Below are 22,918 nucleotides of genomic sequence, written 5' to 3'. Positions count from 1 at the left end.
CGCGAGGCACGGAGCCCGGGCGGGCCGGGGCGCAGGGCGCGGGTGTTCACCGTCCCTGCCGGAGTGCCGCGGCAGTCTGCTGCCACGTCGCCGGCGAGAGGATCGATCCGGCGAGGCGGTTCGGCCGGGAGCTCGAGCCCGGTCCCGACTCGGCGCGCACGGCCGACTCTGCGGCGCGGGTGCCCCGGTCGTGCCGGGGCCGGAAAGTGAGCGGGGCGGGAAGCACCTCGTCATCGGCCGCGACGCTCGCCGCGGGCTCGTACGCGCCCGCGGTAGCCGTCGCGGTGATCCCTGCGGAGAGTCTCGTCGTCGTGTCCGCGTCCGCCGCGTGCAGTGTGGTGGCGAAGCTCTCCGCCGGGCTCGGCGCGTCGTGCAGCACGGTGACCGACTGCTCGGTCACGCCGAGCACGAAGCGCCGGCCCTCGACGTCGACGACGACGACGGATGCCTTCTGGCCGAGCCCCTGCCGGCCGACGACCGACACGAGGCTGGCCTTCGGGCCGCGACGGGTGCCCTTCTGCATGCGGCGCTGGAGGACCCAGAGGAGTCCGACGACAACAGCGAGGGAGAGCGCGACGCGGAGGGCGACGAGAAGGGTGTCCACCTAGCTCAGGCTTTCGGCGACATCGAGGATCTGGGTGATCCGCACGGCGTAGTCCTGGTCGACGACGACGATCTCGCCGTGGGCGATCAGGCGGCCGTTCAGGAGGATGTCCGCAGGGGCTCCCGCGGAACGGTCGAGCTCGATCACGGCGCCGGGTTCGAGGGCGAGCACGTCGCGCACGGACATCCGGGTGCGGCCGATCTCAACGGTCAGGGCCATTTCGACGCTGTTGATCCGACCGAGCTTGCCGGCGACGGACGGTCGGTCGGCGCGCGGGATGCCGGAGCCTGCGCCGTTCTCACGAAGGCGGATCGCGAACCAGGCGCTCACGACGCCCTCGCTCGCGAGCTCGAAAACGCTCGTGTCGGCATCCGCGAACAGGGCCGTGACGTCTTCGAGGCGGGAGGCGCCGAGCACGCCGATGCCGAGCACCGTCGCGGCGCTGTCGAGGGCCGGCCGCAGGACGTCGAGGCTCGAGAAGGCGCCGTTGCCGGCTGCGGCGTCGAGCGAGTGCGGGTCGGTCAGGACGATCGCGAGGTCGGCGCTCGTGACGCCGACGAAGGATGCGACGACGCCGGCGCCGAGGCGTCCGGCAAGGGCTCCTCCGGAGCACGGGGTCGCCTGCAGGCGGGTGGGCGTTGGCAGGACCGTGAGCAGGGCCTCGACGAGATTGCGGATGGTGGTCGTGGCAGGGCTCATGGGGACAGTTCCTCGGTGTCGGTGACGATGCAGGCCAGGCGGGAGCCGTTGGATCCGACGGCGGCCCTGGCCAGGGTGCGCCCGTCGACGACGAGGTCGAGCGGGCGATGCCTGGAGTGCGGGACGGGCAACAGGTCACCGACGGCAAGGCCGAGGATGACGCTGGGAAGCACCCGGATCGGGCTGAGCTGCAGGGACAGGTCGACGGGAACCCAGGCGAGCTGGGCGTGCAGTTTCTCCTGCTGTTCCTCGGCGGTGATGACCGGGATCGACTCCCCGAGTTGGGGAAGCAGGGTCTCGGCGGGCAGCGCAAGAGTGGCGGTCGAGGTGGTCTCACCGACCCGCATCGAGAACGTCGCGACGATGACGAGGTCGCTCGTGGCCGCGGCCTGGGCGAACTGGGAGTTGTACTGGATGCCGCCGAAGGAGATGGGCAGGACGAGCAGCGTTCCCAGGGAGTACCGCAGGTCCTCGAGGGCATCCTCCATCAGGCGCCGCACGAGGGCGAGCTCGATCTGGGTGAAGGTGCGCTCGGGAAGCAGAGGAACCTCGCTGCCGCCGAGCATGTGGCTCACCCAGGACAGGGCCGCCGCGGTCGGGAACTGGATCACGGCCTTGGCTGTCAGGCTTCCGATCGGGCACAGCACCATCGCGGTCGACGACGGCAAGGAGCTCGCGTATTCGTCGTAGCTGCGCATCAGGACGTGTTCGCAGGTCACCTGGGACATCACGCGAACCTTGGCGGTCAGCTGGGTGCCCCACTGACGGGCGAAGGTCTCGAAGGCGAGTTCAAGAACGCGCGAGTGTTCGCGCGCGAGGGTCGTCGGACGACGGAAGTCGTACACCTCGACCGGGCGTGCGGGCGCTGCGGGCACGCCAATACTCTTCTGTTCCTGGACCGTCACGACTGCAACTATCGGCCGGTGAATCCGGCCGGTAAGCAGCTCGAGGGGAATCCGTGCGAAATTCTGGGCGGGATGCCTGTTGCCGTTCGCGGGATGCCGGACGGTTGTCCGCGACTAGGGTCCGGCCGCCTGCCCGGCGAGGATCGACGGGATCAGCGCGCGGACCGCATCCGGTTCGCTCGAGAGCAGGACGACGTCGACGCGGCGATTCTGCGCCATCGCGTCGAGTGAGTCCGCCGTCGTGACCGAACGCGTCGAGCCGTAGCCGATCGCGGAGATCCGCTCCCCCGCGACGCCGCCGACCTCGACGAACCTGCGCAGCACGCTCGTCGCCCTGGCCGAGGAGAGTTCCCAGTCGGTCGCATAGTTCACGGTCACGCCGTGCCGGTCGGCATGGCCTTCGACCGTGACCTCGCGCTTGTCCGCGGCAAGGATCGGCGACATCGCGTCGATGACGGCCGTCGCCTTCGGGCTCAGGGTGGCGAGGTTGGGGGCGAAGAACGCGTCGGTGCCGACGAGCCCGATGGTCAGCCCGCGGGCGTCGATCGTGAACTGCACGATCGAGTCGATTCCCTGCGCGGTGACGGCGGCCTTCAGGGCCGCCTGCACCGAGGAGAGGTCGGCGACTTCCTGGGTGGCGATCTGGAGGTCGGTGAGGGCGGGGCCAGGGGTGGCCGCCGGCGTGGCCGTTGCCGTTGCCGTTGCCGTCGAGGTCGAGGTCGCGCCCGCCGTCCCGAGGTCCTTCGCGGCCGGGTCGTTGGCGTTGGCGTTGGCGGCCGAGACGACAACCCCGGTGGCCGTGTCGATCTTGCCGACGTCGACGGCCCCGAATCCCGTCGCGAGGGAATTCTTGAGCTGAAAGAACTTTTGCGAATCAACCGAAGACATCGCGAACAGCACGATGAACATGCACATCAGCACGGTGACCATGTCCATGTACGACGCCATCCAGCGTTCGTCGACGTGCTCGACGTGCTCCTCCTCCAGGCCGCGACCTCGGCCGCGCCCGCGTCCCCCGCCGTGCCCGCCGCCGGCGCTCATGCTGCCTCGGACAGCGACTTGTCGGCTTTTTCCGCCTTGGCGGCCTTCTTTGTCGGCGCGCTCGGCACCATAGCCCGGAGGCGTTCGCCGAGGAGCCGCGGCTGACTGCCGGCCTGGACGGCGAGAGCGCCCTCCATCAGGAGGGTCATCCGTTCGACCTCGATGTCGGAGAGCCGCTTCAGGCGGTTGCCGATCGGAAGCCAGATGAAGTTCGCCGAAACGAGCCCCCACAACGTCGCGACGAATGCGGCGGCGATCATCGGCCCGAGGGTCGAGGGAGTGTCGAGGTTTTCGAGGACGTGGGTGAGCGAGATGACGGTTCCGATGATGCCGACCGTCGGGGCGTAGCCACCGAGGGTCACGAAGAACTTCGAGGCGTTCCGGCTCAGTTTCGTCGCGGTCGAGAGCTCGTCCTCGAGCAGGATCCGCAGCTCGTCTCCGTCAGTACCGTCCGCGATGTTCTGCAACGCCGTGCGGAGGAACGGGTCGTCGATCGCGTCGGCCTCCTGCTCGAGCGCGAGGAGACCTGCGCTACGAGCCTTTTCGGCGAGCACGACGATCTGGTCGATGACGTCCTGGGGCGGGGTGGTCTTGCCCTTGAACGCGCTGGGAAGGGCCTTGAACGCGTTGAGGGCGTCACTGATGGTTCCGCCGGCGATGCCGACGGCGATCGTGGCACCGAAGACGAGGATCATCGGCGCCGGCAGCAGGATGGAAGAGATCGACGATCCCTCGATCGTGATCATGGCGACCATCGAGCCGAAGGCGAGGGCGATCCCGATCAGGGTTGCCGGATCCATCAGAGCCTCCGCGGGCGCTGCCCGCTGCCCGGTTCGAGTTCGTCTTCGATCGCGTGCGGTCCCATCGGGATCTCCAGGGATCGGGCGCCGGACCGGTAGTCGCGGTCGTCGGTGAGGGAGGCGAGCGAGATCACGTGGGCCCGGAAGCGGGCGATCTTCTCGATGATCTCGTCAAGGGTCTCGATGACGATGAACTTCGCCCCGTCGACCATGACCAGGGTCGTGTCGGGGCTGGCGTGAATGCGTTCGATCAGGTCGGGGTTGATCGCAAATTGGCTGTCGTTCAGCCGTGTCACAACGATCATGGGCCCGTCCCTGTTTCTCGACGGCCACACCGACCGTCAGGCACCACTGTCGGTCGCCGTGTGCCGAAGGTTAGCTCGGGGTATGTGCGGGCAGGCGGATGCCGCGTGCCGGGCCCGCGACGGACCCGGCGCCGGTCGCACCTGCACTGACGGGACTACCGCTTGAGGTTCGTCAGCTCGGTCAGGACCTCGTCGGAGGTCGTGATGATTCGGGCGTTGGCCTGGAAGCCGCGCTGGGCGACGATGAGGTTCGTGAACTCCTGGGAGAGGTCGACGTTCGACATCTCGAGGGACCCGCTCGTCAGGGTGCCCATTCCGGCGGAGCCGGGCGCACCGAGGGCTGCCGCGCCCGAGTTGAAGGTCGACCGGTATTCGGAGCCGCCGGCCTTCTCGAGGCCGCCAGGGTTCGTGAAGGTCGCGAGGGCGATCCGGCCGATGGACTCCTGCTTTCCGTTGCTGAAAAGTCCGACGAGGGTGCCGTCCTTGCCGAGGGTGAACGAGGTGAGCGACCCGGCCGCGTTGCCGTCCGTGCTCGTGGCGGTGACCGAGGTCAGACCGGAGAAGCCCTCGAGCTTCGAGAGATCGACTGCGACCCCGCCGACCGTGAGCGAGTTGCCCGTGCTGCTCAGGACACCGTTGGTGAAGGTCAGGACCGGGGCGGGAGTCGTCGTCGAGGCGGGCACGGATGCGACTGTCCACGCGGCCGGGGACCCCAGGGCCGCGTTGTTCGTGAAGGTCAGGGAGACCTGGCTGGCGGTTCCGCTCGCGTCGTAGGACGTGAACTCGCGGCTCAGGACCGTGTCCTTGGCCGCATCAGAGGGCAGGTTTCCGGTGACGCTCGCCGTCGCAGACGCCTTCGCCCCGATGACGGCCTGAAGCGGCAGGGTGATGTTTCCCGTCGCCCCGCCCTGGTTGATCACGCCGTCGACCGCGTTCCAGCCCTGCACGATCGCGCCGGAGGGCGACACGAGCCGGCCCTGGGCGTCGAAGTCGAAGTTGCCGGCGCGGGTGAAGAGCGTCTCGCCACCCTGCTTGGTCACGAAGAAACCGTCGCCGGAGATCATCACGTCGGTCGCGCGACCGGTCGCCTGCGAGGAGCCCTGGGCGAAGTTCGTGGAGATGCCGGCGACCTGCACGCCGAGGCCGACCTGCGCCGGGTTGGTGCCACCGACCGTGGCCTGGGGCGAACCGGCACCCTGGGTCAGCTGGGACAGGGTGTCCTGGAACTGGGTGGAGGACGACTTGAATGCCGTCGTGTTGACGTTGGCGATGTTGTTCGCGGTGACGTCAAGCATGGTCTGGTGTGCGCGAAGGCCGGAGATTCCGGAGTACAGGGAACGAAGCATGGGATGCTGCCTTTCGAAACGGTAACGGTGGAAAGTGTGTGGTGAATGGGACCCGGACGCGCCGGGCGTCAGGCCGTGGTGGCCGCTGGGGCAGGGGTGGTCGCTGGGGCAGGGGTGGTCGTGGTCGCCGGGGTCGTGACCCCGGAGATCGCGTCGAGCTTGACGCTCACTCCCCCGACCGTGACCTGCGGCACCGAGCCTGCGTAGGACACGGCGGAGGCGACTCCCGTGACCGAGGTGCCTGAGGCATCCGTGTATGTCACGTTCTGCCCGACCAGGGAGGCAGCCCCCATGCGCATTTGGAGCGAGAAGCTCTCGTCGGACGTCGTCGACAGGGCCGTCAGCTTCTCCATCATGGAGAGCTGCGTGGTCTGGCTGATCATCTGGTTCGAGTCCATCGGCGAACTCGGGTCCTGGTTCTTCAGCTGCGTGACGAGCAGCTTCATGAAGGCCTGGGAGTCAAGGGTCTGGCTCGGCGTGCGCGTGGCGGTCGACGCGCTGTACACGCCGGCGGTCGGGGTCGCGGCGCCCGTTGCTCCGGCTGCCGATGCGGCCACGATGGCGTCGATCGTCATGGGTTCTCTCTTCTCGTGCTTCTCGTGGTTCTCGTGGTCGTGTTCTGGAACGGGTTCTGGACGGTCATCCGCCGGGCTGTCACTCAGGCCAGCACATCGACGGAGGGGCGGTAGCCGAGGGGTTCGTCCCGGTACGTCGGTCGGACCGCCGGGCCGGACTCCCGGGCGTCGCCCGGTTGGTCGGGTGCCCGTGCGGATCCGGGATCCGCACTCGTCCGGGCCTCCTGCCGGCCGGGGGCGCCGAAGGCACCGGAGCCGCCCGCGCGGGAGTCGTCGGGCTGGGAGTTGCCGGACAGGTCGAGCCGGGTGTCCGTGCCGCCCTGGGCGAGGTCGCGGCGCAGTTCGGGCAGGATCGCGCGCAGCGCATCCCGAGCGAGGTCGGTCGGGGCGAACAGCTCCACCCGGATCGAGCTGCCGCCGATGTGCGCCCGCACGGTCACGGGGCCCAGGTTGTCGGGGTTCACGGTGATCGTCATGGCGTGTTCGCCGTTCGCCGCCCCGATCAGGCTTGCGAGGCCGCGGCCGACCTGGCCGGCCAGCGGCAGGTCGGCCAGTTGCGCCGCGCCCGGTGTCGCGGTCGAGGCCCCGGCAGCGGATGCCGCCGCGACGGCCGCATTCGCCGTGACCGTGTGCAGCGCGGTCGGGAACGCAGTGCCGGCAGAAGTCGGATCGATGGTGCCCATGGCCGTGGCGGCGGAGGCGGACGCGGTGCCCGTGGGCGCGGCTGTTGCCGCGGCCGCTGCTGAACCGAAGGCGGCGCCGGAGTCGGCGACCACTCCCCCGAGGGAGCCGCCCGTGCCGGGGTTGCCCGAGCCGGCGCTGTCCGAAGCGGCGCTGTCCGAGCCGGCATTCGCCGAACCGCGGCTGTCCGCGCCGTGGGTGTCCGAGCCGGCGCTGGTCGAGCCCGTGGTGACCGCCGCGGCGGCTCCCGAGTCGACGGGGGCCGCGGCCGGAAGACCTGAGTTCGTGTCGCCTGGTGCGCCAGCGGCCCGGGTTGCTGCGACGGCCGCCCGGCCGGCCAGGTCCATGAGGCCGGTCACCGCCGCCCCGGAACCAGGCGCGGCGGCCGCCGGACCGGTCGCTGGACCGGTCGGGACGGCCTGACCGCTCGTTGTGTCCGTTCCGTCGGTGCCCGCACCGGGGGTGGTGCCGTGGGAGGTGCCAGAGGTGGCGCTGCCAGGGGTGTCGGTGCCGAGGTTCGGGCCGGCCGCTGCGCCGGTCGCGGGGTTTCCGGGGACGCTGGCCGGTGAGGTGGTTTCGGCCGTTACGTTCCCGGTCTGGATATCCGAGGATGATCCACCCGCCTGTGCGCCGTCGACCAGAGTCTGCGCTGCCGCGGTGCCGACGCCGGCCAATGCGCCGCCGAGAGTCGCGGAACCGACCGCCGCCGGAACCGAGAACGTCGAACCGGGCGCGACCGACCCGAGAGGCACTGGACCGGCAGCCGCGCTGTCACCGCGGGCGGCGCCCGCAGCAGCCGTCGACGCAGAGAGTGATGCCGCATCCGCCGTGAGCAGGTCGCGCCTGACGGTCTCCCGTGCGTGGCCCGCGACCTGCTGCGCTGCCGATGCACCGGAGCTGTCGGAAACTCCGCCGGCTCCGCCCGCCGACTGGCTCGATGAGACTTCCGTGCGCGTCGATCCTCGACTGGAGGAACCCGCTGGTTCCGCCTGGACATCCCGCTCATGGTGGGCGCCTCGTGCCGCCCGGGCCGAGCGCACGTCCCTGGCGATCTGCACCGACCGGACCACGCGCGCGTCCTGCGCATCCCGGGCAGTCTGTCCGGATGTGTCCGCGGAATCCTGTGCTGACGCCTGTGCGCTTTGCCGTTCTGACGTCCGCGCCGCCGACGCCTGTGCCGCTGACGCGCGTGTTGCCGACGTCCGGGAGGCGGAGTGCGCCGAGGAGCGTGCGGCGGACGCGTCCAGGCGCTCGCGGGCGGCGGCATCCGCGGTCGAGCGCGACAGCGCCGCCTGGGCGGCCCGTGCGGTCACGGCCTGCGTGTCCACGGAGGCACTCGCGGCGTCACGACGCTGGGTCGTACCGGCGTCCCGGGCCGTGTCGAGCGCGGAGGCGAAGCTGCCCGCACTCGGGTTCGCTCCGGTACCCGTGCCGTTCCCGGTGCGGGTTTCCGTCGCCGAACGCGCGAGCAGGGCCTGGGCGTTGGCGCGGGCGAGGGAGGCGTGCGCGGACACCGCGCTTCCGAACGACGCGGCCATCAGGAGGCGCCCTTCATCATCGAGGCGAGTGCGGCGCTGAGCAGGTCGGCGGTGCCGGAGGTCGCGGCGACCTTCGCCGCTGTCAGGGCGGTTGCCGAGGCCGTCGAAGCTGTGCTGGACGTGGCGGGGGCGTCCGGGATCACGCGGCGGATGGTGTCGATGTCTGAGTCGTCCATGTAGGCCTCGACCTGACACACCGTGCGGCCCTCGTAGGGCGCGTGGATGACCTTGTGGTTGCCGGCATAGATCAGGATGTGTTCTCCGCCGCCGGTCACGATCAGGTCGCCCGGCTTCGCGTCGGCGAGGGAGCCGACTTCGGTGCCGATCTTCATCTGGCCGGAGACGAGCCGGGGAACGGAGATGCCCATGTCGGCATAGACCTTCTGTACGAGGCCGGAGCAGTCCATGCCGCTCGAGCTGGTGCCGCCGAAGACGTAGGGAACGCCGAGGTATTTCTGTGCCGAGGTGACGATGTCGGTTCCGGTCACGCTGCCGGTGGCGACGCCCGCGCCGCTGGCCGCGCTCGTCGCCTTGCTGGCCGCGGCCGCAAGGGCGTCTGCGAAGGTCGCTGCGGTTCCGGTGCTGTCGGCCGTCGTGGCGGTCGTCGCCGAAGCCGCGGTCGACGCCGTCGACGCCGACGCGGCATTCAGCGCGTCGAAACGTGCGAGGGTGGCCTGGATCGTGCTGATCCGGCTCAGGGCGTCGACCATCGTCATCGGGTGCCTCCGGCCTTGCGGCGGTGCCACCCGGTCGACGCGATCTCGTCGAGCACGGTCTGCTCCGCGCGGAGGTCTTCGGCGGCGATGAAGAGGCCGTGCCGGCCCTCGAGCTTTTCGAGTCCGACGGACTCTGCCCGCTTCGCGGCGAAGGCAGCATGGGCGGTCTCCGCGGTCTGCCGGTATTCCCGGCCGAGAGCGTCGAGGTCGGCGAGCATGCTCTGTGCCGAGGTGCGGCCGGCCGCGATCGCGGCGAGGGATGCGGCGCCGGTCGCCTCAGTCGGCAGCACGGTCAGGGCCGCGGATGCCTCCGCGCGCCTGGCCTGGTTGGAGTTCAGCAGGGCGTTGGCCGCGGCGAGTTCCCCGGCAGCAGCATCCTGCTGCAGGTGGCGCAACCGAAGGAGTCCGGCAAGGGCGAAGTCGCGTTTCATCAGATGCCTCCGAACAGCCGGGTGAGCCGGGTGAGCTGGTCCCAGGCGAGCGGGGCGGACGTCTGGTCGTCCATCCGCTGCTGCAGGAATTCGTTGATCGCGGCTTCGTTGTCCACGGCCGCGTCGACGAGCGGGTTGGTGCCGGCCTTGTACGCACCGACGTCGAGGAGGTCCTGGGCGTTCCTCCGCGCGGCGAGCACCTTGCGGAGAGTTCCGGCCAGCCGGTTCTGCTCGGGGGTGTTGACCCGCGAGGCCACCCGGGAGATCGAGGCGAGGGCGTCGACGCTCGGGAAATGGCCCTGGACTGCAAGCCTGCGGTCGAGGACGACGTGTCCGTCGAGGATCGAGCGTGCGGCATCCGCGATGGGCTCGTTGTGGTCGTCGCCGTCGACGAGCACCGTGTAGATGCCGGTGATCGAGCCGGACTGGTCGGTGCCCGCACGCTCGAGGAGGCGCGCCAGCAACGAGAACGTCGATGGCGGGTAGCCGCGGGTGGCCGGGGGTTCTCCGACGGAGAGGCCGATCTCGCGCTGGGCCATCGCGACCCGGGTGAGGGAGTCCATCATCAGCATGACGTCTGCGCCCTGGTCGCGGAAGGATTCGGCGATGCGGGTCGCCACGAAGGCCGCGCGCAGGCGCATCATCGCGGGTTCGTCCGAGGTCGACACCACGACGATCGAGCAGGCGAGGCCCTCCGCACCGAGGTCGTCTTCGAGGAACTCGCGAACTTCGCGGCCGCGCTCTCCGACGAGGGCGATCACGGAGACCTGGGCGTCGGTGCCTCGGGCGATCATCGACAGCAGCGAAGACTTGCCGACCCCGGAGCCGGCGAAGAGGCCCATGCGCTGGCCGCGGCCGACGCTCGTGAGGGTGTCGAGCACGCGCACGCCGAGCTGCAGCGGTGTCGTGATCCGCGATCGCTGCATCGCGGAGGGGCTGTCGTGGTCGATCGAGACGTATTCCTCGACGACGAGGGCGCCCTTCCCGTCGATGGGGCGGCCCATGCCGTCGATGACGCGGCCGAAGAGACCGTTTCCAGTGGGCACGAAGTGCGGGGTGGCGTCGGACCGGACCGGCGCGCCGACCCGGATCCCGGTCATCCGGCCGAGCGGCATGCAGCGGATGCCGTCCTGCGTCGTCGCGACGACTTCAGCGTCGATCTCGGCGTCGTTCCCGATCGCGACAAGGTCACCGATCGCGGAGTTGAGCCCGCGAACCTCGAGGCCGAGGCCGACGATGGACGAGACCACGCCGACCCGCTCGGGGCGGGCGACGCGAAGTGCACGCGCGAATGCTTCGGGGCGCGGTTCCCAGGTGAGGGTCATCGGGTTCCCCCGAGGAGCGCGGCACGCGCCCGCTCGAACGCGGTGCCGATCCGGGCGTCGAGGAAACCGTCCGCGAACTCGGAGACGGCGTCCCCGCGGTCGAGCGACGGGTCGGCCTGGAACTGCACGCCGGTTGCGGCGAGCACGGCCGGGTCGATCACGGCGAGGTCGGCGGGATGCATGCGCACCACGTTCGGACGTGTCGGCGACGCAGGGTCGAGCGCGCGGCGGAGGGCCAGTCGTGCGGCGCCCACTCCGTCACTGAGCTCGTACCCGATCACGGCCTCCGCGAGGTCGAGCGCCGTGGCGAGCAGGGTGTCTTCGACCTCGAGCAGCACCGGCTGGGTGCGCTCGTCGAGCGCGTGGGTCGCGGCGGTGAGGAGGCCGACGGTACGGTCGAGCTGCGCCTGCACCTGCCACACCCGGGCGGCGTGGTCGGCCTCGAGGCGGGCGATCTGGGCAGTGATGTCGCCCGCGGCGGCCCGCATGCCCGCTGTGTAGCCGGCTGCGTGTCCCTGGACCCGTGCGGTCTCGAGAGTGTTGTCGCCGGCGACAGCGCGCAGGGTCGGGAAGGAGATCGCTGAGAACGGCGGGTCGCCTGCGGTCGCTGCGGTCGGGCGGGCGACCGGGGTCGCCGTCGTTACGGCTGCGGGCACGGTTCCGGCGGCTGGGCCGGATGCGTCCACGAGCACGGGCTCGGCGTGGCGGAACGGGATGGCGGGGCTAGACAACATAAGCGTCCTCGTCGGCACGCGTCACCGTGATGCTGCCCTGGGCCTCGAGGTCGCGGATGGCGCGCACGATGGTCGCGCGGCCTTCCTCGACCTGGGAGACACGGACTGGCCCGAGCGCGCGGATCTCGTCGTCGAGGATCTCCCGGTTGCGTTCGGAGAGGTTCTTGCGGATGATCTCGATGACGCCCTCGGTGGAGCCCTTCATCGCGATCGCGAGGATTCCGGCGTCGATGCCGCGCAGCACCTGCTGCACGTCGCGGTCCTCGAGGCGGACGATGTCGGCGAAGGTCAGCATCCGGGCGCGCACCTGTTCGGCGAGCACCGGGTCCCGGGCGTCGAGGGCTTCGAGTAGCGAGCGCTCGGTGGCGACATCCGCCCGGTTGATGATCTCGACGAGCGGCTGGATGCCGCCGACGACCTCGACAGAGTCCCTGGTGGAGGTGACGGCGCCGACACGGGCCTTGAGCGAGTCGGTCACGACGCGGATGGCTTCGGGAGTCGCCGTTCCCATTCCGGCGATGCACTGGGCGACCTCGGCGGGCAGGGTGCCTTCGAGGCCGGCGATCACGGCGGAGGCATGTTCGGGCCGGAGATGGGCGAGCACGAGGGCGATGGTCTGCGGCAATTCGCCGTCGAGGAGGGTGAGGACCTGGAGCGGTTCCGCCGTGTCGAGGAATTCAAAGGCCTTGCCCGCCATCGAGGACGCGACCCGGCTCATGACCCCGGCGGCGCGTTCTGCACCGAAGGATGCCTCGAGCAGGCCGACCGCGTAGGCGTGGCCGCCGCGAGGGGAGCGTGTTCCGCGCATGGTGAGGTCGTGGAATTCGAGGACCGTCGTCTCGGCGACCTCGGTGTCGACCCGGCGCAGCTGCACCATCTCGGCAGCGATATCGGCGGCTTCTGCCTCGCTGAACTGCTTCATCACTTCGGAAGCGCGGTCGTGCTCCATGTTCATCAGAACGATGGCGACCTTCTGGGTTCCGGTCAGGGGAACCTGGGGGTCGATCATGCGGGCTGCCGATCATCCATGAGGCCGCGGAGGTATTCAGCGGTCTTCTTCGGGTCGCGCTGGGCGAGGGCGTCGATTTCGACCCGCATCCGCTCGGAAGCAACCGGCGGGGTGAACGCCGGAGCGCCGAAGGCGATGGTGGGGCTCGGGTCGATCATGATCGGCGCGATCGGGGCGCCGAGGCCGAACGGCACCGCGGCCGGAGCGAGGGCCGGGCGCACCTGGAGCATCTCGTCGACCTCGATCGATTCGCGGCTCTGGCGACGGGAGCGGCGGGCGTAGAGCAGCATGCCGAGGATCAGGGTGATCAGGATGCCGGCGGTGATGATGCCGATGCGCACGATCTCGCCCATCCGGTCCGCGGAGGTCTGGGCATCCTGCTGGGCGAGAGCCGCCGCCGCGTCTGTGGCGGCCTGGCCGTTGAAGCTGACGACCTCGACCGTGACGGCGTCGCCCCTGGTCGAATCGATGCCAGCAGCCGAGGAGACGAGGCTGGTCACGTCGGCGACGTTGACGCTGCCGATCGTGTCCTTGTTCACTGCGACGGAGATCGTCTGGCGGTTGACGGCGCCTGCCGGGATCGTGCGGGTCTCGGTGACCTTGTTGACCGCGTTGTTCTTCGTGGTGTCCGCAGAGGTGAAGGAGCCGTCGGTGCTCGTTCCGGTGGGCGTGGTGGTCGTTGTCGTGGTGCCGAGCACCCCGGCCGCTCCCGAGGCACCGGTGCCGGTGTACGTCTCGGTCTTGACGGCCTCGTTGAGGGCGGGAGCGTTCGTCGGCGAGGTGAACGATTCCTCGACGCGGGAGGCCGACTGCGCGCTCATGTCGGCTGCGACCACGACGGTCGCGTTGCCGGCGCCGAGCACCTTGTCGAGCATGGCCTGGACCGAGCCGCGCACGCGCTGTTCGTAGTCGGTGGACTGCTCGGCGCCGGTTCCGGTGACGCCGGTGCCGACGGCCGAGAGCACGATGCCCTTGGAGTCGATCACGGCGACATCTGTGGGCTTCATGCCGTCGATCGAGGCGCTCGTGAGGTGCACGATGGCCTGGACCTGGTCGCTCGAGAGGGTCACGCCGGTCTGGGTGGCCACGAAGACGGATGCCGTGGGGTCCTGCTTCTCGGACACGAACACGGTGTCCTTGGGGATGGCGAGGCGCACCGATGCGGTCTTGACGCCCCGCATGGCCTGGATCGTGTTGGCGAGCTCGCCCTCGAGGGCCCGCTTGTAGGTCACCGACTGCTGGAACTCGCTCGCGGTGACGCCCATCTTGTCGAGCAGCGAGTATCCCCCGGTGTCCGAGGTCGGCAGGCCGGCCGCGGCCGCCTTGAGTCGCTCGGCGTAGACATCCGCCTGGGGAACGAGGATCGTCGCGCCGCCGTCGCTGAGCTGGTAGTCGACCTTGTCGGTCGCGAGCTGGTCGACGATCGCGCTCGCGTCGGCGCCGGCGAGCCCGGAGAACAGCGGCGTGTACGCGGGCTTCGTGGCCCACATCGTGAGCGCGGCGATGCCGAGTGCGAGTACTGCGACGCCGATGATGGCGACCGTGCGCTGCGCGATGGTGAACTCACGGATGTTCTGTCCGAGGCGCTGGAAGAAGGAACTGATCTGGCGGGGCATCAGGCCTGCATCCTCATGATCTCGTTGAAGGCGTCGACGCCCTTGTTGCGCACGGCGGCGACGAGTTCGAGGCTCACCTGCGCGCGGGTGGCGGCGATGGTGGCGCTAGCAATGTCGTTGAGGTTGCCAGTGACGGCGGCGACGGCCTGAGTGTTCGCGGTCGACTGCAGCTGCTGCAGGTTGTCGACGGCGCCGGCCATCGCGGTTCCGAATCCGGAGCCGTCCGTGGCCGTCGTAGCCTGGCTGGACTGCGTCGCCTGCACGCTCTGGGTGGCCTGGGTGGCCTGGCTGGCCTGGAGCGCGAGCGCCCCGATGGATGCGATGGTCATCAGGCACGGCCGATCTGAAGTGCTGCTTCGTAGGTTGTCTTGGCGCGGTCGACGACGGCCGCGTTCGCCTGGTAGCCGCGCTGGGCCATGATCAGGTCGCCCATCTGTTCGCCGAGGTCGATGTCGGGGTGGCGCACGTAGCCGGCGGCGTCGGCGAGCGGGTTGGTCGGGTCGGAGACGAGGATGCCGGTCGCCGAGCCCTGTGCGGTGCCCGCGACCTCGACGCCGTTCACACCCACGCCGGCCTGCGCCACGATGTAGCGGGCCTGGAAGGCATTGCCGCTCGTCGGCGTGACGGTGTTCACGTTGGCGATGTTGTCGGCGATCGCGTCGAGCCACTTGCGGTGCAGGGTGAGGCCGGAGCCGGCGATTCCGATCGCGTCGAGGCTCATCAGGCGGTCCTCATCGCGGCGCGCACGGCGCTGAACGGCATGTTCATTGCCTGGGCCGCGAACTGGTACCGGAGCACGGTCGAGGTGTTCGCGAGCGTCTCGGTGTCGAGGTTGACGTTGTTGCCGTTGACGTTGGTGGGTTCGAGCGAATCCGTCGTCGTCGCGGTCGTGCTGCCGCTGCCGTTCGCCACGGACTTGGCCAGGGCGGACTCGAACGCGACCTGCTTGGCGTGGTAGTTAGGCGTGTTGACGTTGGCGATATTGCTCGCGATAGTGCTCTGTCGCAGAGACAGTGCGGCCAGTGCGCTCGTGAGAGCGGTGGAGGTCACGGATTCAAGCACGGTTACCCGATTCGTCGTCAGATGTACTGGACGGCCGGTCCGTGGCCTGGTGCGAGCAATCCGTGCTCGTATCTAGCTATCGGCCCGGTTCCGGCCCACGTAAGGACTTTCTCTCCCGATTCATCTGCTTGGCTCGAAAGGGGGGTTCGACGGCCGTTTCAGCCCGCCGCCCGACCGCCATTCCGCCCATCCGCCTGCCCGCCCGTCCGCCTGTCCGCTCACTCGGTCTGTCGGTCGCTCGGTCTGTCGGTCGCTCGGTCTGTCGGTCGCTCGGTCTGTCGATCGCTCGGTCGCTCGGTCGCTCGGTCGCTCGGTCGCTCGGTCGCTCGATCGCGTCAGTCGTCGTCGCGAAGAATCTCGCTCTTGCTCCTGAGGAGGATTGGTCTCTGCTCGGGGTCGAGTTCGGGTGGTGGGGTGAGCCAATACCGGCCGGCGTCGTCTCTGGTGATTCGCCAGTGCTCGTTGTGGAGCCGGAGGTGGTCGGCCCGGCAGAGCAGGATGCCCTCGTCGAGGTTGGTTTGGCCGGTGTCGTCTTTCCAGTGCTGGATGTGATGCGTCTCGGTCCAGGAGGGTGGTCGGTCGCAGCCGGGCTACATGCAGCCCCCGTCGCGAATAGCGAGCGCGGCCCGTTGGGCGAGGGAGAAGGTGCGTTGTTCGCGGCCGAGGTCGATACCGTGGCCGTTGTCGTCGAAAGTGACGTCCAGAATCCCGGTATCGCAGAGGTTGCGCTCGAGGGTTTCGGTGGAGACAGTGACCGCGGTTCCCTCGATGACGCCCGGCTCGACAGTGGGAGCCTCGGTTTCGGGGTTCGGACCGGCGGCGGATGCGGGTTCGTCCACGGCGGCGGGAGTCGGCCGGCTCGGTTCGGTCCCACCGGCTCCGGTCCCGGTCGGTTCGGTCGCGGTGGGTTCGGTTCCGGTGGGTTCGGTCCCGGTTGGTGCAGTAGCGGTGGGTGTGGCGCTCCTGGGGCGGATGGTGACCATGCGGACAGCAGGGCTGCGGCCGCCGGCGATGCGTTTCGGGTCGGCTTTCACGCCGAGTTTCGTCAGGGCGAGGAATGCGTCCGCGGTGAGCTGTTCGGTGGTGCGCGGGTCGTCTTGCACCCGCTTAGCCCACGTGGCCTGCTCCTTGTCGACGAAACGGACCCCGCCCCGGCGGGGGCTCGTGATGGCGTCGTAGGTGCTCAGAAGGTATTCGCCGTCTTCGGGGGCGAAGAGGCCGACCATGCGCACCTGGCCGGTGGATAGGCGGTAGAACCGCAGGGACCGGTCGTCGTAGGCGGCTTTCTCGCGGGCGGCGATGCCGGCCTCATCGAGCACGTCCCGCACCCGGCGGGCCCGCTTGAACAGCTGGTCCGCGTTCAGGGTTCGAGCTTCGGCGAGGAGCCGGGTGAGGGCGCTGGCGAGTTTCTCCGGGGTGATCGCCCGGTCCAGGTCGCCCAGGCCCTTCCGGAGCGACTCCGCCTTCTCCACGCTCAGCCACCCCTCGGCGAGGGCCCGGCCGATCGGTGCGTGCCACGGCGGCACCGCGGCCGGTGGAACCGGCCGGTCGACCGGCGGGAGGTCTGGAGCGGCTCCTTCGCGGGGCGGGTTCTCGTCGAGCAGCTTCTGGGCTTCGGCGGCTTCCCGGGCGGCCTTTTCGGCGGCGTCAGTTTCCGCGAGCAACCGGCCGACCGCGAGCAGCTTGGCCGCGTCGCCCTTGCTCGACCCGGAGATGGTCTGGAGCAGGTCCTCGGGGGTCCGGTAACCTTGCCGGGCCGCGAGGCCCTTCCCGCCGAGCTCGGGACGCGACCGCCGGGCCAGGGCCGCCGCGAACCACGCCGCCTGGGTGTCCAAGGCCCGCCGGGCTTCCGCAATCAACGCGTGCCCTTCGAGCACCGCCTCATCACTGAGCGTGTCGACAGCGGCGGACGAACCGCCCAGCCCGGTGACGACACCCGCCATCGACCGCAACCGGCCGAGCACGCCGCCATGCACCTGATTGCGCAGCACCGGATCGCCGTGCGGCTGATCGGGTGAAGCGGGCGACTCCGGGAGGTTGGTCATGCCTCAAAGTTACGACGGACCACCGACATTCTTTGAGCATGGCTCAGGTATGTAAAAACGATCGCTGATCAGGCACCTGTTGAGGAGAAGCCCTAATAAAAGAGTCCGCTCAGCCGGTGACATCTAGATAGACGGACGCGTTGGCGCGCTGGGCGGTGAGGATGGTGCGCACCGCGGAGAGGTGGGCTCCGGCGGAGCGCCGGGCATCCTCGATCTCGCGGATCAACTCGAGTTGGCCGGCGATGAGCAGCCGGGCGCGCTCCTCGAGCTGCACGGGAAGCTGCCCGAGGTGTTCGGGCGCGCGCCACTGAACGCCGGTCGAGAACCGCTCCCCCTCGATCGCGAGCACCGCGTTGCGGGTACCGCTGCCGAGGCTGCGCTCGAGCTCGTCGAGCACGCGCAGCCACTCCTCATACGATCCAGCCGGCCTAGGCATAACCGAGCTCTCCCCCGACTCGGGCAGCCATCGGCTGTGCGGGCGCCTGCTGTGCAGCCTCGTGCCAGGTCTGGCGCAGCGGCTCGAGGAGGGCGATGCACTCCACTGTCCCGTTGACGTCGCGGTGCACATTGGCGCTCATCAGCGCGTTCTGAACGTAAACGTAGATCGCGAAGAGGCCTTCGCCGCCGTCCCAGGCGTCCACATTGAGTGAGGACGACAACTCGGACACAATCGCCTGCGCGTGCTGCAGGTTCTCGGATGCGACCGGCCAGTTTTCGGAGTGCTGTGCCGCTTCCGCACGGTTCAGGTCCAGGAGGAGCCGGTCGTACAACATCGTCAGGAGACGCACCGGCGTTGCCGACAGAATTGCTTCGCGGTTCAGCTGCGCGCGTCGCGCCTGGGTGCCACCCATCATGCTCATAACAGCCATCATCATCCTGTGGTCGAGGTGGAGGAACTGGGCAGCCCGGCAACCTGCGCGGTAAGCCAGGTGGACTGAGCCTTGAGGGCGCTGAGGGAGACTTCCAACGCGGTGTACGTGCTCTGCAGGGTCGCCCGACGCGTCGCAAGGCTGACGTCCCATGCGTCGATCCGCGTGCTCATATTCTTCACGGAGGTCTGCTGGCCGGTGATCTGGCCCGTGAGCTGCCCCGTGTACTTGTCGGAGACCGCAGTCGCAGCGGCCGCAACCCGGGTCGCAATCTCCTGAACGGCGGCCTTGACCGTCGTCGGATCCTTGGCCAGAGCAGTCGCGAACTTCGCCGCGTCGAACTCCATGGTGCCGGTCTTGGTGATACTGATGCCGTACTCGGAGGGAGAGTGTCCGTTGATGGGCGAGGATGCGGCCGAGAGGAGTTTCTGGCTGACGTCGCGAACGCTGCTGTTCCCGGTGAAGACGCCCGGCGACATAATGGCCGCGCCAGCCGCATTCGTGCTGTTGGTGACCACGGTCTGCGTTGAAACACTCGCGAAGATGCCGTTGAGAGAACTGACAAGACCCGAGGCGACGGAACTGATCTGCGCATCGTCGCGGGCGACCTTGATCGTCACTGGAGCGGTCGACTCCGCGGAAACGGTGATCGCAACACCGGGAAGCAGGTTCGAGAAAGTATTGGTGCCCGAGGTGATGGTCTGGGTGGCCGCGGTACCGGCCCACAGCGTCACGCTGGCGTCGCCAGCGGTGCGGATGACCGCGGCCCCGGTGGCCGTGAGCAGGTTCGGGGCGGTGGCCGCCGTGACCTCGGCTTTGGTGCCCTGATACACGGTGAAGGCGTTGGCCGCTCCGGTGCTGTTCCCGGTGAACTGCAGCCGGTATTGAGCGGTACCGCCGGCATCGACGCCGGAGGCCACCTTGGTCGCCGTTACTCCGGTTCCTGCGGCGTTGACCGCGGTGGCCATGTCGTCGAGGGAGGTGGAGGCGGCGGAAATCTCGGTGCTGACACCGTTGGCGACGATCGTGAGCACGGCCGGCGTTGCGGGCCACGCCGTCATGGCCGCCGAGACACCCACCTGGTTACGGGCAAGGGCGCCGACGACGACGTCGAGCTGCCCGGCAGCGGCGCCAGGAGAGAGCGCGGTGGTCACGGTCGGCGAGCTGCTCGTTGAAGCGTAGAGATCGAGAGAGGTTGGCTTGGATGTGGTCGTGGCGAGGGTCGCAAGCGCGGCGACCTGTCCATTGAGGCCTTGGAGGGCCGAGATCAGGGTCTGCGACTTCGCAACGGATGCCTTGAGCAGCGCCTGGGGCTGAGCCTCGACGGTCATGAGGGAATTGATCAGGGACGTGGTGTCGAGACCGCTCACGAGTCCGTCGATTGCGTTGGTCATGCCTCCACCTCCTCAGGGAAGAGCTTCAAACTGGGATTCATGCTGCTGATACAACGTGCTGCTAATACGACGTGGAATGGCTGGCGGTGACCGAGGGATGAGGTCCAGTTCATCTCTCGGTCACCGCCAGCCATAGTTCACCGTACGGTTTCCCGAAAGGTCATCTACTCCGGGTTAGCGGAGGAGTGACAGCACGCCCTGGTTGGACTGGTTCGCCTGCGCGAGCATGGCGGTACCGGCCTGGGTCAGGATGCTGGAGCGGGTGTACTTGACCATTTCCGAGGCCATGTCGGTGTCGCGGATTCGCGAACCGGCAGCGGTCAGGTTCTCGGTCGAGACGGCGAGCGTCTTGACGACAGACTCGAACCGGTTCTGGGCGGCACCGAGCGATGCACGAGCGGTTGAGACCTTGCCAATCTGAGTGTCGATGATATTGATCGCAGCTGCAGCGGACGTTGCGGACGAGAAGTCCAACGCACCCGACGGACCAGCTGTGCTGGCGCTAAGTCCGCCGTTTACGGCGTAGGAGACGGTCGCTCCGGCGGTCGAGCCGACCACGAGCTGGTTGCTGCTGTTCACCGACGCAGTGAGGTTGCCGGCCGCAAAGCCCGAGTCCTTGTTCAAAGCATCTGCAACGGACTGGACGGTGGTCATGGTTCCGGCAGCAGGGAGCGCTCCGGTCACGACCGTACCAGCACCGACGGTGAACGTGAGAGCCGAACCACCGACGGCTGTCGGAGTGAGGACGTCCATGACAGCCGACGGTGAAGTCGAAACCAGGGCTGCCGCGATGTTCTTGACGTTTGCACCGGTCAAGTCGACGGAAATCTGGCTACTCGCCGTCGAGTTTGCGCCGACCTGGAAGCTCAGCGCAGCCTTGGATCCGTCAAGGAGGTTGGTGCCGTTGAAGTTCGTGGAATCGCCGATGCGGTTCAGCTCCTTGGTCAACGCTGTGACCTCAGTGCCGATTGCCTTGCGGGAGTCGGAGTTGTTCGAGTCGTTACCGGCCTGCACGGCGAGGTCACGAACGCGCTGCAGAATGGACTGAACCTCGTTCAAGGAACCTTCAGCGGTCTGCACGACCGAGATGCCGTCCTGGGCGTTGCGGCTGGCGACCGTGAGGCCACCGACCTGGGACTTGAGGCTCTCCGAGACGGTGAGGCCGGCCGCGTCATCCGAGGCACGGTTGATGCGGAGGCCGCTGGAGAGCTTCTCCAGCGACTTGGACATGTCGTTCTGTGTTGCGGCGAGGTTGCGGTACGTGTTGTTTGCCGCGAGGTTGGTGTTGACCTGCATACCCATGATGTGTTCCTCCGTGATTGGGTGTTGATTCGTCTACCCATCCATGGGCTGACATTGAGATCTATCGGCCTTGGCCGATCGTGCGTTAGCCGTTGAGCGAGAAAGTTTCCCGGACCGGGTAAGCGCCGTGGTTGCCGAGGGATCCCGCGGCGGCGGCGTACTTCGCGGCGGCGATCGCCGCGGTGCGCGAGGGCACCGGCAGGCTGATCGGCTGCGTGAGGGGAAGGTCGGTCGCGACGGCGGGCATCCGCTCGTTGACGATGCCGAGCATCGCGTGGTCGGCGAGCCTCGCCAGGTAGGCGCTTCGGCGGGCGGGGGCGACGCGGGACTCCGGTACGTAGTCGGCTTCGTCGTCGGCGTAGTGGGTACCGAGTCCGTCGCGCAGCAAGCGGATGGCCTCCGCGCGCTGCTGGGACACGGCCGAGTGGGTGATGCCGAGGTCTGCCGCGATGTCCTTGACCGGGCGGTCGTCGAAGTAGACCTGCTCGATGATCTCGCGCATCTTGGGCGGGAGCGCGAGCACGGCCGCGCGCAGGTACGCGAGGCGTTCGGCGGAGAGCAGCGACTCCCCCGGCAGCACGGTGCTCGCTGGAATGTACTCGGCGGTCGTGTCGTCGAGGGCGATCACGGTGCGCTCACTGTCGGCAAGGCCGGCAGCGGCAGTCTCCCGGTCGACGCCAAGGGCTGCGGCGATCTCGTCGACGCTCGCGGCACGGCCGAGGGCGGCGGCGAGGGTCTCCTGCACGGCGCGGGTTTCCTTGATGCGGCGGCGGGCGGTGCGGGTGGCCCAGTCGTTGGAGCGCATCTCGTCGGCGAATGCCCCGATGATGCGACGACGGGCGAAGGCGCCGAAGGGAACCCCGAGATCGGGGTTGAAGGCATCCGCGCTCGTGACGAGCGCGAGCGCGCCCGCAGACGCGAGATCATCGCGCGAGAGGTGACGAGCCTTGGCCCAGACCTCGGAAACCAGGTATCCGACGAGGGGCAGGTTGTCGGTGACCAGCCGATTACGCTCTGTGCGATTCACGTCGCAGCCCCCCTGTGTTTCACGAACGGATGATGAGCGAGAGACTTCTGGCAGGGCCAGGATTACTTCGCTTCGTACCGGGTGAGCACTGGGACAAATTCACTGATCGGACAGGGGTTCGGGGCCCCCATAACACAAAGTGTTTTGTCCGCGTGTCAAACCTACAATCAGGCGCCCGTGAGTCGAGCCGTACAGCACCCCCACTCTGGGGGTGGTGATACCCCCCAACCGGGAAACGCCTACCCACCTGAATACGCCCGGCTACCCCCACTTTTGGGAAAGCGTTGTCCTCATTTAGGTGGACATTCCCAGCCGCCACCTGCCAGTCTGGGCACACAGATCGCTTACGTGCGGCAAAACCCTGCCGATAGTGCCATCTGAAACCAGAGTCGACGCGGTCGTGCGTCCCTCGGCCCGACCGGAATCGTGTGGAGGAAATCGTGGGCGCCAATGAACTCTCCGCCCTCCTGTGGCGTGAGCGGGAGCTCCTCGAACTGCTGGTCTTCAAGCTCGACGAAGAGCAGCTGCTCCTGACCAACGGCAAGACCCGCTGGCTCCAGCAGGGCACCCGCGAGGTCGAACAGGTGCTCGGCCACGTGCAGGAAGCCGGCCTTGCCCGCAGCGTCGAGGTTGCCGCCATGTCCGCCGAGTGGGGAACAAACGAAGACGCCACGCTCCGCGAACTCGTCGCCCACGCCCCCGTCGGCCCCTGGACCGAGATCATGACGGCGCACCTCAAGGCCCTCGGCGAGCTCGCCGCCCAGATCAAGGAACTCCGCGACGCCAACGAACACCTGCTGCGCTCGGCCGCACGCTCCAGCCAGGAGACGCTCGCCGACATTCGCGTGAACACGAACACCTACGACGCCCGCGGCACAGCGGATGCGCAGACTC

25 protein-coding genes and 1 pseudogene are annotated in these 22,918 nt (G+C 68.7%); 1 reads left to right on the top strand and 25 read right to left on the bottom strand.

Annotation, left to right across the window (positions count from 1 at the left end; translation table 11 throughout):
• Positions 1-46 precede the first annotated feature (46 nt).
• The 25 genes and pseudogenes from fliO to QN350_RS09975 all read right to left on the bottom strand — a co-directional run bounded on the left by fliO (position 47) and on the right by QN350_RS09975 (position 22,024).
• Complete coding sequence (gene fliO, locus QN350_RS10090; protein WP_322139640.1) at positions 47-604, bottom strand: flagellar biosynthetic protein FliO; 558 nt, start codon at positions 602-604, stop codon at positions 47-49.
• A complete protein-coding gene (gene fliN, locus QN350_RS10085; RefSeq protein ID WP_322139639.1) occupies positions 605-1,303 on the bottom strand; it encodes a flagellar motor switch protein FliN in 699 nt (232 codons plus the stop codon).
• A complete protein-coding gene (locus QN350_RS10080; RefSeq protein ID WP_323516329.1) occupies positions 1,300-2,178 on the bottom strand; it encodes a flagellar motor switch protein FliM in 879 nt (292 codons plus the stop codon). The genes fliN and QN350_RS10080 overlap by 4 nt, the downstream gene beginning before the upstream one ends.
• A gap of 144 nt (positions 2,179-2,322) precedes the next feature.
• Positions 2,323-3,249, bottom strand: a complete 927-nt coding sequence (locus QN350_RS10075) for a flagellar motor protein MotB (RefSeq protein ID WP_322139637.1) — start codon at positions 3,247-3,249, stop codon at positions 2,323-2,325.
• Positions 3,246-4,049 (bottom strand): motility protein A, encoded by an 804-nt coding sequence (locus tag QN350_RS10070; RefSeq protein ID WP_322139636.1) that lies wholly within the window; start codon positions 4,047-4,049, stop codon positions 3,246-3,248. The genes QN350_RS10075 and QN350_RS10070 overlap by 4 nt, the downstream gene beginning before the upstream one ends.
• A complete protein-coding gene (locus QN350_RS10065) occupies positions 4,049-4,354 on the bottom strand; it encodes a flagellar FlbD family protein (protein ID WP_281534730.1) in 306 nt (101 codons plus the stop codon). The genes QN350_RS10070 and QN350_RS10065 overlap by 1 nt, the downstream gene beginning before the upstream one ends.
• A 155-nt stretch (positions 4,355-4,509) precedes the next feature.
• Positions 4,510-5,700, bottom strand: a complete 1,191-nt coding sequence (locus QN350_RS10060) for a flagellar hook protein FlgE (RefSeq protein ID WP_322139635.1) — start codon at positions 5,698-5,700, stop codon at positions 4,510-4,512.
• A gap of 68 nt (positions 5,701-5,768) precedes the next feature.
• Positions 5,769-6,275 carry a flagellar hook assembly protein FlgD gene (locus tag QN350_RS10055; RefSeq protein WP_322139634.1) on the bottom strand — a complete coding sequence of 169 codons (507 nt, stop codon included), beginning with the start codon at positions 6,273-6,275 and terminating at the stop codon, positions 5,769-5,771.
• 83 nt (positions 6,276-6,358) lie between these two features.
• Positions 6,359-8,494 (bottom strand): flagellar hook-length control protein FliK, encoded by a 2,136-nt coding sequence (locus QN350_RS10050; protein WP_323516325.1) that lies wholly within the window; start codon positions 8,492-8,494, stop codon positions 6,359-6,361.
• A complete protein-coding gene (locus tag QN350_RS10045; protein WP_322139632.1) occupies positions 8,494-9,210 on the bottom strand; it encodes a C40 family peptidase in 717 nt (238 codons plus the stop codon). Before QN350_RS10045 ends, QN350_RS10050 begins: the two co-directional genes overlap by 1 nt.
• On the bottom strand, positions 9,207-9,641 hold the full coding sequence (locus tag QN350_RS10040; RefSeq protein ID WP_322139631.1) for a hypothetical protein: 435 nt from the start codon (positions 9,639-9,641) through the stop codon (positions 9,207-9,209). The genes QN350_RS10045 and QN350_RS10040 overlap by 4 nt, the downstream gene beginning before the upstream one ends.
• On the bottom strand, positions 9,641-10,966 hold the full coding sequence (locus tag QN350_RS10035) for a FliI/YscN family ATPase (RefSeq protein WP_322139630.1): 1,326 nt from the start codon (positions 10,964-10,966) through the stop codon (positions 9,641-9,643). The genes QN350_RS10040 and QN350_RS10035 overlap by 1 nt, the downstream gene beginning before the upstream one ends.
• The gene (locus QN350_RS10030) at positions 10,963-11,700 is read right to left on the bottom strand and encodes a FliH/SctL family protein (protein ID WP_322139629.1); all 738 of its coding nucleotides are present in this window, start codon (positions 11,698-11,700) and stop codon (positions 10,963-10,965) included. The genes QN350_RS10035 and QN350_RS10030 overlap by 4 nt, the downstream gene beginning before the upstream one ends.
• Positions 11,690-12,709: a flagellar motor switch protein FliG gene (gene fliG, locus QN350_RS10025; RefSeq protein WP_322139628.1), complete on the bottom strand. Its 1,020-nt coding sequence runs from the start codon at positions 12,707-12,709 to the stop codon at positions 11,690-11,692. Before fliG ends, QN350_RS10030 begins: the two co-directional genes overlap by 11 nt.
• Positions 12,706-14,325 carry a flagellar basal-body MS-ring/collar protein FliF gene (gene fliF, locus QN350_RS10020; RefSeq protein WP_322139627.1) on the bottom strand — a complete coding sequence of 540 codons (1,620 nt, stop codon included), beginning with the start codon at positions 14,323-14,325 and terminating at the stop codon, positions 12,706-12,708. The genes fliG and fliF overlap by 4 nt, the downstream gene beginning before the upstream one ends.
• Positions 14,325-14,654, bottom strand: coding sequence for a flagellar hook-basal body complex protein FliE (gene fliE / locus QN350_RS10015; RefSeq protein ID WP_322139626.1), 330 nt, complete (start codon positions 14,652-14,654; stop codon positions 14,325-14,327). Before fliE ends, fliF begins: the two co-directional genes overlap by 1 nt.
• A complete protein-coding gene (locus tag QN350_RS10010) occupies positions 14,654-15,046 on the bottom strand; it encodes a flagellar basal body rod protein FlgC (RefSeq protein WP_322139625.1) in 393 nt (130 codons plus the stop codon). The genes fliE and QN350_RS10010 overlap by 1 nt, the downstream gene beginning before the upstream one ends.
• Positions 15,046-15,387, bottom strand: coding sequence for a flagellar basal body rod protein FlgB (locus tag QN350_RS10005; RefSeq protein ID WP_281534718.1), 342 nt, complete (start codon positions 15,385-15,387; stop codon positions 15,046-15,048). Before QN350_RS10005 ends, QN350_RS10010 begins: the two co-directional genes overlap by 1 nt.
• A 335-nt stretch (positions 15,388-15,722) precedes the next feature.
• Positions 15,723-15,959 (bottom strand): annotated as a pseudogene (locus QN350_RS19990) (HNH endonuclease); the annotation flags it as partial.
• An 18-nt stretch (positions 15,960-15,977) separates the two neighbouring features.
• Positions 15,978-17,432, bottom strand: coding sequence for a DUF222 domain-containing protein (locus QN350_RS10000; protein WP_322139624.1), 1,455 nt, complete (start codon positions 17,430-17,432; stop codon positions 15,978-15,980).
• Positions 17,433-17,541: 109 nt separating this feature from the next.
• The gene (locus QN350_RS09995) at positions 17,542-17,868 is read right to left on the bottom strand and encodes a hypothetical protein (protein ID WP_322139623.1); all 327 of its coding nucleotides are present in this window, start codon (positions 17,866-17,868) and stop codon (positions 17,542-17,544) included.
• Positions 17,861-18,286 (bottom strand): flagellar export chaperone FliS, encoded by a 426-nt coding sequence (locus QN350_RS09990; protein WP_322139622.1) that lies wholly within the window; start codon positions 18,284-18,286, stop codon positions 17,861-17,863. The genes QN350_RS09995 and QN350_RS09990 overlap by 8 nt, the downstream gene beginning before the upstream one ends.
• A gap of 17 nt (positions 18,287-18,303) precedes the next feature.
• Positions 18,304-19,695 carry a flagellar filament capping protein FliD gene (fliD, locus tag QN350_RS09985; protein ID WP_322139621.1) on the bottom strand — a complete coding sequence of 464 codons (1,392 nt, stop codon included), beginning with the start codon at positions 19,693-19,695 and terminating at the stop codon, positions 18,304-18,306.
• 174 nt (positions 19,696-19,869) lie between these two features.
• The gene (locus QN350_RS09980) at positions 19,870-20,997 is read right to left on the bottom strand and encodes a flagellin (RefSeq protein ID WP_322139620.1); all 1,128 of its coding nucleotides are present in this window, start codon (positions 20,995-20,997) and stop codon (positions 19,870-19,872) included.
• An 85-nt stretch (positions 20,998-21,082) separates the two neighbouring features.
• Complete coding sequence (locus QN350_RS09975) at positions 21,083-22,024, bottom strand: sigma-70 family RNA polymerase sigma factor (protein WP_322139619.1); 942 nt, start codon at positions 22,022-22,024, stop codon at positions 21,083-21,085.
• A 440-nt stretch (positions 22,025-22,464) separates the two neighbouring features.
• On the opposite strand from QN350_RS09975, the gene QN350_RS09970 reads away from it, so the two are divergent.
• A partial coding sequence (locus QN350_RS09970) for a flagellar protein FlgN (protein ID WP_323516322.1) occupies positions 22,465-22,918 on the top strand: 454 nt, incomplete at its 3' end.

The organism is Cryobacterium sp. 10I5 (genome assembly GCF_035019865.1).
Lineage (GTDB): Bacteria > Actinomycetota > Actinomycetes > Actinomycetales > Microbacteriaceae > Cryobacterium > Cryobacterium breve_A.
This window is presented reverse-complemented; position numbering and strand designations above follow the sequence as displayed.

Excerpts from the sequence above, each read along its gene's own strand:
- fliN (WP_322139639.1), bottom strand. The coding sequence starts at position 1,303 with ATGAGCCCTGCCACGACCACCATCCGCAATCTCGTCGAGGCCCTGCTC.
- QN350_RS10075 (WP_322139637.1), bottom strand. The coding sequence starts at position 3,249 with ATGAGCGCCGGCGGCGGGCACGGCGGGGGACGCGGGCGCGGCCGAGGT.
- QN350_RS10070 (WP_322139636.1), bottom strand. The coding sequence starts at position 4,049 with ATGGATCCGGCAACCCTGATCGGGATCGCCCTCGCCTTCGGCTCGATG.
- QN350_RS10065 (WP_281534730.1), bottom strand. The coding sequence starts at position 4,354 with ATGATCGTTGTGACACGGCTGAACGACAGCCAATTTGCGATCAACCCC.
- QN350_RS10060 (WP_322139635.1), bottom strand. The coding sequence starts at position 5,700 with ATGCTTCGTTCCCTGTACTCCGGAATCTCCGGCCTTCGCGCACACCAG.
- QN350_RS10055 (WP_322139634.1), bottom strand. The coding sequence starts at position 6,275 with ATGACGATCGACGCCATCGTGGCCGCATCGGCAGCCGGAGCAACGGGC.
- QN350_RS10050 (WP_323516325.1), bottom strand. The coding sequence starts at position 8,494 with ATGGCCGCGTCGTTCGGAAGCGCGGTGTCCGCGCACGCCTCCCTCGCC.
- QN350_RS10045 (WP_322139632.1), bottom strand. The coding sequence starts at position 9,210 with ATGACGATGGTCGACGCCCTGAGCCGGATCAGCACGATCCAGGCCACC.
- QN350_RS10040 (WP_322139631.1), bottom strand. The coding sequence starts at position 9,641 with ATGAAACGCGACTTCGCCCTTGCCGGACTCCTTCGGTTGCGCCACCTG.
- QN350_RS10035 (WP_322139630.1), bottom strand. The coding sequence starts at position 10,966 with ATGACCCTCACCTGGGAACCGCGCCCCGAAGCATTCGCGCGTGCACTT.
- QN350_RS10030 (WP_322139629.1), bottom strand. The coding sequence starts at position 11,700 with ATGTTGTCTAGCCCCGCCATCCCGTTCCGCCACGCCGAGCCCGTGCTC.
- fliG (WP_322139628.1), bottom strand. The coding sequence starts at position 12,709 with ATGATCGACCCCCAGGTTCCCCTGACCGGAACCCAGAAGGTCGCCATC.
- fliF (WP_322139627.1), bottom strand. The coding sequence starts at position 14,325 with ATGCCCCGCCAGATCAGTTCCTTCTTCCAGCGCCTCGGACAGAACATC.
- fliE (WP_322139626.1), bottom strand. The coding sequence starts at position 14,654 with ATGACCATCGCATCCATCGGGGCGCTCGCGCTCCAGGCCAGCCAGGCC.
- QN350_RS10010 (WP_322139625.1), bottom strand. The coding sequence starts at position 15,046 with ATGAGCCTCGACGCGATCGGAATCGCCGGCTCCGGCCTCACCCTGCAC.
- QN350_RS10000 (WP_322139624.1), bottom strand. The coding sequence starts at position 17,432 with ATGACCAACCTCCCGGAGTCGCCCGCTTCACCCGATCAGCCGCACGGC.
- QN350_RS09995 (WP_322139623.1), bottom strand. The coding sequence starts at position 17,868 with ATGCCTAGGCCGGCTGGATCGTATGAGGAGTGGCTGCGCGTGCTCGAC.
- QN350_RS09990 (WP_322139622.1), bottom strand. The coding sequence starts at position 18,286 with ATGATGGGTGGCACCCAGGCGCGACGCGCGCAGCTGAACCGCGAAGCA.
- fliD (WP_322139621.1), bottom strand. The coding sequence starts at position 19,695 with ATGACCAACGCAATCGACGGACTCGTGAGCGGTCTCGACACCACGTCC.
- QN350_RS09980 (WP_322139620.1), bottom strand. The coding sequence starts at position 20,997 with ATGGGTATGCAGGTCAACACCAACCTCGCGGCAAACAACACGTACCGC.